This window comes from Arthrobacter sp. Leaf141, assembly GCF_001424565.1.
GTDB lineage: Bacteria > Actinomycetota > Actinomycetes > Actinomycetales > Micrococcaceae > Arthrobacter.
Window position 1 is genome coordinate 1 of record NZ_LMOL01000035.1, and the last position, 9,901, is coordinate 9,901.

10 protein-coding genes are annotated in these 9,901 nt (G+C 57.8%); 5 read left to right on the plus strand and 5 right to left on the minus strand.

Going from position 1 to position 9,901, the window contains the following annotated elements; genetic code table 11:
- Positions 1-1,033: 1,033 nt before the first annotated feature.
- Entirely contained in the window at positions 1,034-1,402 is a 369-nt protein-coding gene (locus ASF72_RS17055) for a type II toxin-antitoxin system death-on-curing family toxin (protein ID WP_056600870.1), read from the minus strand.
- The gene (locus ASF72_RS17060) at positions 1,399-1,599 is read right to left on the minus strand and encodes a ribbon-helix-helix protein, CopG family (protein WP_056600889.1); all 201 of its coding nucleotides are present in this window, start codon (positions 1,597-1,599) and stop codon (positions 1,399-1,401) included. The genes ASF72_RS17055 and ASF72_RS17060 overlap by 4 nt, the downstream gene beginning before the upstream one ends.
- A 597-nt stretch (positions 1,600-2,196) precedes the next feature.
- Between ASF72_RS17060 and ASF72_RS17065 the strand changes: the two genes are divergently transcribed.
- From ASF72_RS17065 to ASF72_RS17085, 5 genes are all read left to right on the plus strand, one after another.
- Positions 2,197-3,159 carry a hypothetical protein gene (locus ASF72_RS17065; protein WP_056600873.1) on the plus strand — a complete coding sequence of 321 codons (963 nt, stop codon included), beginning with the start codon at positions 2,197-2,199 and terminating at the stop codon, positions 3,157-3,159.
- Positions 3,156-3,752 carry a hypothetical protein gene (locus tag ASF72_RS17070; RefSeq protein ID WP_056600875.1) on the plus strand — a complete coding sequence of 199 codons (597 nt, stop codon included), beginning with the start codon at positions 3,156-3,158 and terminating at the stop codon, positions 3,750-3,752. Before ASF72_RS17065 ends, ASF72_RS17070 begins: the two co-directional genes overlap by 4 nt.
- A gap of 298 nt (positions 3,753-4,050) precedes the next feature.
- On the plus strand, positions 4,051-5,037 hold the full coding sequence (locus ASF72_RS17075; protein ID WP_235504772.1) for a HesA/MoeB/ThiF family protein: 987 nt from the start codon (positions 4,051-4,053) through the stop codon (positions 5,035-5,037).
- Positions 5,034-5,546 (plus strand): Mov34/MPN/PAD-1 family protein, encoded by a 513-nt coding sequence (locus ASF72_RS20150; protein ID WP_235504771.1) that lies wholly within the window; start codon positions 5,034-5,036, stop codon positions 5,544-5,546. Before ASF72_RS17075 ends, ASF72_RS20150 begins: the two co-directional genes overlap by 4 nt.
- Before the next feature lie 8 nt (positions 5,547-5,554).
- Entirely contained in the window at positions 5,555-6,862 is a 1,308-nt protein-coding gene (locus ASF72_RS17085; protein WP_056600881.1) for an SAVED domain-containing protein, read from the plus strand.
- Positions 6,863-7,049: 187 nt separating this feature from the next.
- Here ASF72_RS17085 and ASF72_RS20480 read toward each other — a convergent pair whose 3' ends face one another.
- The 3 genes from ASF72_RS20480 to ASF72_RS17095 all read right to left on the minus strand — a co-directional run bounded on the left by ASF72_RS20480 (position 7,050) and on the right by ASF72_RS17095 (position 9,762).
- On the minus strand, positions 7,050-7,469 hold the full coding sequence (locus ASF72_RS20480; protein WP_157371055.1) for a ParB/Srx family N-terminal domain-containing protein: 420 nt from the start codon (positions 7,467-7,469) through the stop codon (positions 7,050-7,052).
- A gap of 33 nt (positions 7,470-7,502) precedes the next feature.
- The gene (locus ASF72_RS17090; protein ID WP_056600884.1) at positions 7,503-8,975 is read right to left on the minus strand and encodes a DUF4041 domain-containing protein; all 1,473 of its coding nucleotides are present in this window, start codon (positions 8,973-8,975) and stop codon (positions 7,503-7,505) included.
- A gap of 334 nt (positions 8,976-9,309) precedes the next feature.
- Complete coding sequence (locus ASF72_RS17095) at positions 9,310-9,762, minus strand: hypothetical protein (RefSeq protein WP_056600886.1); 453 nt, start codon at positions 9,760-9,762, stop codon at positions 9,310-9,312.
- Between the last annotated feature and the right edge of the window lie 139 nt (positions 9,763-9,901).

Consider the following 9,901-nt stretch of genomic DNA (forward strand, 5'->3'; position numbering starts at 1 on the left):
GACAACCAGCCGTGGGCCGCTCACCCTTGCCCTCTTGACAAGAAACGCCTACATATCAGTTGTACGAACCCGGTTGGTTGGTGACGCGGTTGACCAGCGGGCCGATTAACTGGCCGCCCAGGGGCAGAAACTAATGACCATTGACAAAGGGGTTGCTTCATTGCCGAACAGTCACTTCCTTTTGGTTGCTTTAGGTATTCGAGGTTTTGAGAACAGCAGGGCTGGAAGTCCTTGCTGGATGAGGAGCTTCAGCCAACACCTTGGGAACCTCTTTTCCGGAAGGAAGTTCATTTCGGATGTCGACGAACACTGCGCAGAATACGAGTGTGAAGCCCCCGTCTTCTCGCCATACCGCCTGTTCCGCTCGGGACCCCGGCACGACAGGCCCGTTCTGATAAGCGAGATCGATTCTCCCGGCAGAAGCGGTCTTTCCCCGCCAGAATTAGAGCGCTGGGAATTTTGGATCCCGAGATGAAGGAAGTCGGTCCACTTGAAGTGCTCGAGCGTGATTCTTGGACCTGCCAGATCTGCTTCGAGCCGATTGAATCCAGGCTCTCTGGTCTGACCAGTGGTCCCCGTAATGGACCACATAATTCCACTAATTCGGGGGAAGCCACCGGATCGCAAACCTGCAGGCATCACACCTCGGCTGCAACATCTCCATAGGGGACAGGACTCTTTAGTCGCTTCGAGGGATCCAAAATACCTCTTCTTCAGCCCTCAAGTTGCATGCGACCTGGTCCTTTACTAGCTGCCCAGGGCTGTAAATACTCCCCCGCCATTCTGTTGTCTCAACGAGTGGCCACATACGGAAACCCTGAGATGTCAAGCTTTGTCAACACCAAAAAGACAAAAAGCCTCTGACCTGCTGAAACACTGTGCCCGAGGTGGGACTCGAACTACATTCCCGGCCTTGCGAACACTCGGCTCCCGCGAAAACATGCGAAATTCGAAGAAGTCCGGCAGCTGTACGAGGCAGTACGAGAGGAAATGTGTGGACATTGTCCACACCCCGTTTTCAGGGGGTCAAGGGCTACCGGGGCACCAAATGCCTGGAAATCTGAGCGGCAGAGTCCAACAAGTCGATAGTGCCCGCGGCGACTCCGACGACGTGGTCGAAGCCTTCATCCGTGGTGAAGTCATGCCGGTAACCGTTGATCCACAGGAGTAGCAGCATGAGCGTCCACGCTGGCCGTCTGTTGCCATCAATGAGTGAATGGAACCGGGCGACCGATTCCAACAAGGCTGCCGCCTTCACCGCGAGTTCGGGATAGGCTTCCGCGCCCATGACCGTCGTAGCCGGCCTGGCCAGTGCCGAGGCCAACAACCCGACATCACGGATATGAAAGCCGTACCGATCAACTACCTGAAGTGCATCCTCAACGTCCAGGTACGCTGTCACGCGTCTTCAAGGCGCTTCAGCAGATCAGCGTCATTACTCATAACGAAATCAAGACCTGCGCTGATATCACGTCGGCGCGCGTGGCGCTGCAGAACCAACTCTGCGCCCTGCAACAGAAGCGCGGACTTGGACGTGTGTTCCTCGGCAGCCAACTTCTCCAGCCGTCTATCGAGGTCTTCAGGAACACGCAGATTCATCGCCAAGTCCTCAGGGTACCAAAACGGTACTGACCCTTCAGCGGACTGCACACCCTTCCGATTCGCGTGCCGAGCCTAGGGACGCCGGAGCAAAGTTCGTTGCCAGTCTCATTCAGTCGACCAAGACACCTAGATCCGGAGAGTCATGTCACCTTTACCGAGCGCCTATTATCGGCGTTTAAAGCACGGCAGTGGAAGTAGCTCCGAGGGCACCCGTTTTGCCCCGGACGAGGAGTTTTCGCAGGGCTAGGCGTTGCTGTGGATCTCGGTTTCGGCATCGAGCTCGACAGGGTCAGGCCCGAGCCGGTCGTCCTGCCGCCGGAGCCGATAGGCCAAGCAGAGACTGCCACCCTCCTTTGATGTCACAGCCGGCTGTCATGCTTGCCGCGCAAATTCAGGAACCGATACCTGGAACGCGTGGGCTCGGGCTCGACTAGGCGATCGGCCTAAGCGCAAACTTGGGCACAATTCATCGGCGCCGATAAAGATTCTGGGCTTAACTAGACGCAAATAAATGACACTCGTGTAATACTATATCTAGTAGCAATATATTTAATGAGCACTACATGTAGTACTACGAACGAAATGGGGACTAAGGTGAGCGTAACGAACGCCTTCAACGAATTTCAGGGCATAGTCAACGCTGACGTCCAGCAAGTGAAGGAGGCCCGCTCACGGCGGGACTTGTTCAAGGGCGCTTTCATCCTGGAAAGCGACGTGGACGAAGTCATCTCGTCAGGTTCGCTGGCACGAGGCACTCACAAGGACCCAATACACGACGTAGATGTTGTAATTGTCTACGACGGCGCAAAGCATCCAGACTGGGGCGGGCCAGGTTCCTCGGCCGAAGACGCCCTCAATCACACTCGGAGCCGCGTCAACGCTCTCCTCGGCGCCACCAACGGAACCTTCGACAAGGCGGTACGCCTCGCCAAGTGGCGTAACCACGCAGTCAAATGCTTCCTGGACGACCCCGATGACCCAAACGCATTCACTGTCGACGCGATGCCAGCTCTCCGTCGTAATGGCATGCTGCTCATCCCGGAAGCAGCTTCAAAAGACTGGGTTCCCTGCAACCCGGAGTACCTCATCAAGGCTGTAGCGGACAAGCACGCAGAATGGAGCAGTTACGCCGGCACTGTCCGGATGCTCAAATGGTGGGCCTCCGAGCAGGACATCAAGATCAAATCACTGGTCATGGAGGTACTAGCCCTTCACCTCCTTCCTGCAAACCACATCCGACCAGTCGCCATCAAGCAGTTCTTCGTCAGTGCAGCGTACGCCATTGAGGGCGGCAACGAAGTCGTTGACCCGGCTGGGATCTGCGGTCCTATCCAGTCGGACCTTGACTACGAGGGCCTTGCTGACTCCCTGAATGCAGCACGGGATGCAGCAATCCGCGCATTCCAGGCACAAAACAACAACAACACCCCTGCCGCCATTCAATACTGGCGCGAAGTCTTCGGAGACGACTTCCCCAAGCCTCCTGCTACCGGAAATCCACTTGCAGCCGTTGCTCCCGCCCTGCCCCGGACAGTGAAGGACACCCCTCAAGGATGACCAACCCGCAAATCGTGGACTCGATCTTTTGGCAAGACGCCGAACCGGCGAGGCTGCAACGTGACCGCAAGGAAATTTCCGAGTTCGCCCCCCATTTGCTGTACCAGGAACCGGATCCATCGGGCGCTGGGGAGCATATTCACGGCGGGTGGATCGGGGAGCTGCCACTATGGCCGTTCGACAGGCTGGCGCCGGCGGGCTTGAAGGAGCTGGTCGGAAGCAACGGGCTAACGGTCGCGGTCATGTACTCCGCTGCGCACCCCATGGTCCCACCCACCATATTCCCCGTCAGTGTCGAACCGACGCCCTACGAAGAGACACAAGCGGCATGGCATGTGGCGCCGGGCGGCTCACTATGCCTGCTCCAAAGCGACGGTGGTTGGCATCCCGAAGCCAGCATCACTGACCTGATTGCCAAAGCCGCAGGCTGGCACATCGAATATGCCTTGATGAAACACGGCGCGATCCAAGAAATGTCAGTGCGGGGAATCGTGACGGACCCGTCCTTCGATCACCTTGTGACCCAATACATGCGCGGCGGCCACGAGGTCCCGGAATCTCCGGGAATGGGAGGCTCCATTGTCGCCAACTGACCCATTCATAGTCCTCACACAGGACGCAGCAGCCAAGATCGCCAACGCAAAGGGCACGTCCGGTCGGATTCGGATGCGCTTTGTTCCTGCCGAGGGCCTGTACGTCATTAGCGCAATTACTTCGTCGGCTGGGACAACACTCCCGGTGGATATCCCGTCCGAGTATCGAGCGCTGAAGTGGGATGGTGAACGCTGCACTGGACAGTGGATGCGGAAACCGCAGAGCGAAATCAACGTTCTCCACCGGTACGTCATCAGTCGGACGGGCCGGACACTGGACTACGACGCGTTTAGGGACATGGTTCCGAACGTTTCCGATCCTGGCAATCATTCCGGCCTGCTAATCACCCATGATCCGGATCTTTCCCCTGAGACCCTCCAGGCAGGGGTTCACGAATTCGCAGGGTGGAACGTGGAACGGAGCGGTGTCAGTCCCATTCGCATAGAAGTTGAGCCGAAAATTGTTGGTCTACTGCAGCTTGCCGGTCAATGGCCGATTGAGCAGCTGGCGGCCACCTCCGTCATCGTAGTTGGGTGTGGCAGCATTGGCAGCGCAACCGCGGAGGCCCTGGCAAGCTACGGGGTAGGCCGTGTCCTCCTCATCGATCCTGATCGATTCCTGTGGCACAACATGCTCCGACACACCCTGGGGCCCGAAAGCGTCGGTAGACGCAAAGTTCACGCCCTAAAAGACCATCTGAAGTCCCAATGGCCGTTGCACAACGTAGAAGCACTTCCCATTGACATCGTCACCCAGGCTCATTTAGCGCGCCCGTTGATGGAGAACGTAGATCTGGTGATTTGTGCTGCCGATGGGATAGCTCCTCGCCGGGTAGTCAGCCACCTCGCCCGCCGGGCTGGTAAGCCGGCCATCCTGGCATGCGTCCTCGACAACGGGTCCATCGGCGAACTACTGCGACTTCGTCCTACGCCCCGGTTTGGATGTCTTCTGTGCTTCAGAGCGCACCTCGATGCCTCTGGTGCCATGGACGCTGAAGCCGATCAAGAACTGGACTATGGCACGGGTCGGGTGCACCAGCCTATGACCGCTGTGCCTCCCGATTTGCGCCTTATAGGCACGCTTGCAGCCAAAGCGGCCGTGGCAACGTTGCTTGAGTCTCTGTATGGAGACCACACTCAGTCCCTCCCTGGCGAACACGCTGTAATCGGTCTAAGGCCTGGCGGCGACCTCGCTCCACCGTTCGACGCCAAAGCCGCGGCTGGGATCAGCTGGGCGTCCATCCCGGAGCCTAGGGAGAACTGCCCATCCTGTGGTGCGGCTTGAGTAACTCGGTTCGACGGCCCGACATTTGGATCCTCCCAGAGGCGCTGGCCCTGATCGGGGAGGAGGCCATCCGATCCTGCGACGGGTTGGAAACCGGAGGTATTCTGCTCGGCACGGACGATGGTCAGGAGGTCGTCATCCGTCACGCTGGTGGCCCGGGCCCGAAAGCCCGTCGTGAATCCAACCGCTTCCTTCGCGACTTGACCCATGCCCAACAGGTTGCCGAGCTGGCATGGACAGAGGACCAAAGCCAATGGATTGGTGAATGGCACACGCACCCATCAGGCGATCTCACCCCGAGCAACTATGACCTGGAAGCCTACGCGCGGCACCTGCATGATCCCGAGCTCAGCTTCAAACGATTCCTGACCATCATCGTCGTGCTTACTCCAACGGGCGAAATCACAGCAGCTGCTTGGGTTGTCGACCAGGAAACTGCCCTTCCCGTACCAGTGGCCGTCGCTGATGATCACGTAGGCCACCCGCGCAAGTCCATAGCCGAACGATAGGAAGTAACTTGACCGACATCATTGCCACTCATGACCAGGCAGACCCCATCTTCATTTCATACAGGCAATCAGATGGAACGGAAATCTGCGCGCAACTGGCTTGGCTATTGCGGGCTGGGGGGATACCCGTTTGGCGGGATAAAGATGACCTCCCTCCTGGGGACACGGAAGAACGCCTAAGGCAAGCAATCGGAGACGGTATCTCCGGAGGTGTGCTAGTCACAACACTCGAGGTATCAAAAAGCAAGGTCGTCAAACGCGTCGAAGCGCCCCTGCTGTTCGACTCGCATAAAGCAAATCCGAGCTTCGCCTTGGGCATTGCCAATGCCGTGGAACGAGAACCCGGGAAAATCGACTACTCGGCACCCGAGCGATTGCTCGGCATGGCCGAAGAGACCCTGAGTGGTGTCGACCAGCACCCCACGGACCGCGACGGGCTACGGACTGTGGTTCAAAAGATGCTGTGGCACCGCCTGGCCAACCACCGGGAAGTCGTTGCCCTGAACGACGGAACTTTCAGCCTGTCACTCCAGACCCGCAATGCCGCCCAGGTGTATGACCGCACAGGAAGCCAGTTGGATATCCGTGTCCGGCCATCTGATCACGAGCGTCTTCCCAGCCGCGAAGGTCTAATTGACCTGAAAGACACGATCGCGTTTCTCCCCGACGGGGTCACCCGAACTGGCGCCCGTCGTGTACGAGTTCAGGGCGGCGGCCATCTATCGGTTGCTTTCGCCATCGGCGCAGCGCTGCCTTCGTCCCGCATCGGCCATATGGAAGTCTTCGATCAGCAGGGGAATATTTGGGCCAGTGATGGCGAAGCCCAATTCAGCACCACCCCACTTGTGAATATCAGCGATGCCGCCACGAATACATCGGCAAGCAAACCCGGACGGCCAGCCGTTGCAGCGTATGTCGATCTCTTGAACCAAAGAAGCGACACAGCATTCGAGAAATTCATTGAAGACCACGATGGAACCCTAAAATCGTGGATCCATCTCACGAGCACCACCGGTGAACTTCTCGATCCGGCAACTGCCGGCCGTATTGCAGCAGAAGTCACCGCTCACATCAGGGAGCTCTCGAACAAGAATGGAAACGCCGAAATCCACCTCCTTTTGCGCTGCCCATTCCCCCTTGCAGCCCTGATCGGACGCCTGACGAACACTCTCCGATGCGTACTCTACGAATGGGATGATTCTGAGCCCAAAACGGGCGATGATTATCGGCCCAGCTACCGCGCCACCCTCCGGGTACGTGCCGGCGCTCGTGATGGAGTCATCGAGGACTTACTCCTGGCTGCAGACGCTGTCTAATCGGGACCTGCAAATGCCGATAACGGGGTGGTTCCTAGTGTCAAGTCTCGTATGGACAAGGAAAGGCGTCTGGTAAGTCTGGCATAGATGGCAATTGTTCAAATCTCCCCCAGTTTTACGGAATCGCCATTATCGGTTTTCGAAAATGGCAAAGGGAATGCCCCGTTCGGCGCAGCGAAAATCTGCGTTAGGAGCTTGCTTTCCCTCGTAGTATCTGTACAAGGAACGAGGGTTCGAGTCGGATCTTGGCTGCAGCCCAGCGGTGATTGCCGTCGACGAGCACAGTTCTGCCGTCACTTAGCTCGACAGCTAGCGGCCCTTGAGCGCCCCAGGATGAGGGTTGGTCCTCAAAAGTTCCCTGTGGCTGCGTCAGATAGAAATCCAGGACATCCTTCCTCAAGACGCCCTGAATGCTCGCGTTAAGGCTTGACAGCGGAACGTTTTCCGGAGCACCGAGAGCAAGCCAACCACGATGCCACTTGGTAAGTAGCGCTGTTGCTTCGGTGTCGTCCAAGACGGATGCCTGTGGCAGTCCGAGCTCCTGCGTTGATATGTAATGGAGGCTCGCATCCTCATCCCACTGGCTGGAGAAAGTGATGCCGCTCATTCGACCCTCAGCGCCACTATAGGCCTTCGAGAGTCATACGGGCATAGCTTCGGCCTCGGGTGAGCTGAGGCGGAATTCCTCAGCTGCCGGCAGTTCGGTGAATTCGACGAGCTCGACGTGGTGTTCCTTGAGTACTTCGAGGACTTCGTGCGGGGTGACGCGGAAGAATTCGCGGCGAAGGTTGACTTTGTTGACGCGTTGCTCGCCGAACGTCCTGTGCAGCATGGCTTCTGTGGCAACTGCGTCATCGGAGTAGAAGAGCGCGTGTACGTCAAAGCGGAATGGCACGGAGGCGTCGCCGAGTTCGTTGACCCGGTCCATGGGTTCCAGGCGCCGGGTCATGCCGATCTTGACCATGTTCTCCCCGAAGGCGCCGATGTTGGAAATAACGTACACGTAGCCGGCGCGGATGTTCGCTGCGCGCCGTTCGACATCTGCCAGAGCGAGTTCGTCTTCAGCAATTTTCGATCGCATGCGTTCAGCGCCTTCGAGGTCACCGTTGGCGATGAGTGCATCAAGTGTTGCCTGGTGCATGGCACGTTCTTTGGCAAGCTTCTGCCTGGCAGCGGCCAGCTCGGCTTCGGCCTTCTTTTGCTCGCGCAGGTCTTCGCGGCGGGCTCGCTCCATTTCTTTTTCCGCTGCCAGGGCCTGGAGGTGTTCGGCGGCGAGAACCATTTCCTGGAGGCGCAGGTGATGGTACTGCTCATCGATGCGCAGGTTGATCATGGTGCCTTGGCGTTCGATCTGCTCTTTGGCTTTCGTAAGGCGGGAGGTTGCGGTGGCCAGATTGCCGGCCTTTACGGTTTTTACGCAGTTTTCGGCTTCGGCGTTGTAAGCGCGCAGCATGATGGTGGACATCTGGTTCACAAACTTCTCGCCCTGCTTTGTGGAGTTGTTGAACGTGAAGTTAGTGGCAGCATGAATGGCCTGCTTGGCTCGGGCCATCTCTTTGTACTGTGCACGGAGGGCGTCCAGCCTCGCAGCCAGATGCGCTGAGTGCTCAGCTGGATGTTCGAAGTCGAAGACCCCAATCTCCTGTAAAGCGGCCGAAGCGCGGGAACTCACCAGCTGGCCTTCTGCCTGAGCAAGTTCGGCGCGCAGGTGCTGCAACTGTCCCTGCAGGCGCTGGCTTTCGGCCGCCCACTCCTGCCGCTCTTTCTCCGCTATACGGCGCAGCTCGTCCCGGCTGGCCTCGATCTGGTCGAATTCGAGCAGTCCGCGTTCGTCCAAGATCCTCTGCAGCCGCTCGACGTCGGCCAACGCAGTCTCGGCGGTCTTCTTCGCACCGAAAAACCCCACCTTGGGGACTGACCCGGCCCGGCCCCTCTTCTCGTTCTGCATCTTCTGCAAGTGCTGCTGCGGCTGAGCTGACATTTGGGGAATATGCGGCGGCTGAGCCGCCAGAGGCTGGCTCGGCTGGATGTGAGCCGTCCAATGACCACCGTCCCAGTAGCGTACAAGGGCAGGGTCTTGAGGGTCGTTGTACCAGCCAGCGGGAACACTCACGAAGGGACCTATCGTCGTCGTTGAAACAGAATCTGCGGGTTCATCGCGCAGCCGTACAGATCAACTTGCGTAGTTCCCCCAAGATGATCTTGCCCCATACCAAGTGGAAACCTAAAGACGCCCCAAACTGTTTCTGGCTCACTGGCTCTAGCCTTGGAACCCGACGAGTCAAGAAAGACGCCGCTAACACAGCCGACCATCCCGTTTTAGACTCGAATCATTTCTCCAGCCGCTTTAACTGTGAAAGTTGAGCCCGTCGCGCGACAGTCAAATGGTGATGGTGTGGACAACAGAATGCTCGACGGCAACTCCATTTCTCCCACGGGCAGGTTGTTCATCCTTCGCTTCGAGTAGCCATTGCGGCAGCTTGAGCCTCTCGAAACTCCTTATATGCGGGCACTGCCGTTAGCAGGATTGATCCGACTCCCCCAAATGTCAGAAGCGAGGACTCCCACAGGGATGCAAACATCTGGGTTCCGACGTCAAGAACATCGGCGACCAAGGAAGCAGCGCCGAAAACCATCCAGTACCACAGCATTGTCCTGGATGTTGTGGTCCCTTTGATGTAGTCGACTAAAGATAACTCCGCCTTGGACAACGTGCTGGCCCACATCCAGCAGATACCCATGGCTAAGGCCGCAAGCCCCAGCAAGAGCGCAGCTTGCAGCTTGGAGTCGCCGTTTGGTCCCTGGAGTACGCCGAAGAAGACAAGAAGTATGACTCCCACGGGCACTAGGTAAACCCATGAGGTTTTGCGGTCGTCAACTACATTCAGAAGCTTCGTCACGTCTCACTCCCCAAATTCCGTATCCACACAGAATTAAGATTCGCAGCACCTTCTTTGGAAGAGGCTCATTGCGCACTGAATATGGCAGTTTGATTCAGGACCGGTGTGACGGCTTGAATCAGGACCACCCACGACTCGC

What these genes read in the sequence shown, in the direction of transcription:
- ASF72_RS17060 (WP_056600889.1), bottom strand. Translation starts at nt 1,599, where the DNA reads ATGAATCTGCGTGTTCCTGAAGACCTCGATAGACGGCTGGAGAAGTTG.
- ASF72_RS17070 (WP_056600875.1), top strand. Translation starts at nt 3,156, where the DNA reads ATGACCAACCCGCAAATCGTGGACTCGATCTTTTGGCAAGACGCCGAA.
- ASF72_RS17075 (WP_235504772.1), top strand. Translation starts at nt 4,051, where the DNA reads ATGGTTCCGAACGTTTCCGATCCTGGCAATCATTCCGGCCTGCTAATC.
- ASF72_RS20480 (WP_157371055.1), bottom strand. Translation starts at nt 7,469, where the DNA reads ATGAGCGGCATCACTTTCTCCAGCCAGTGGGATGAGGATGCGAGCCTC.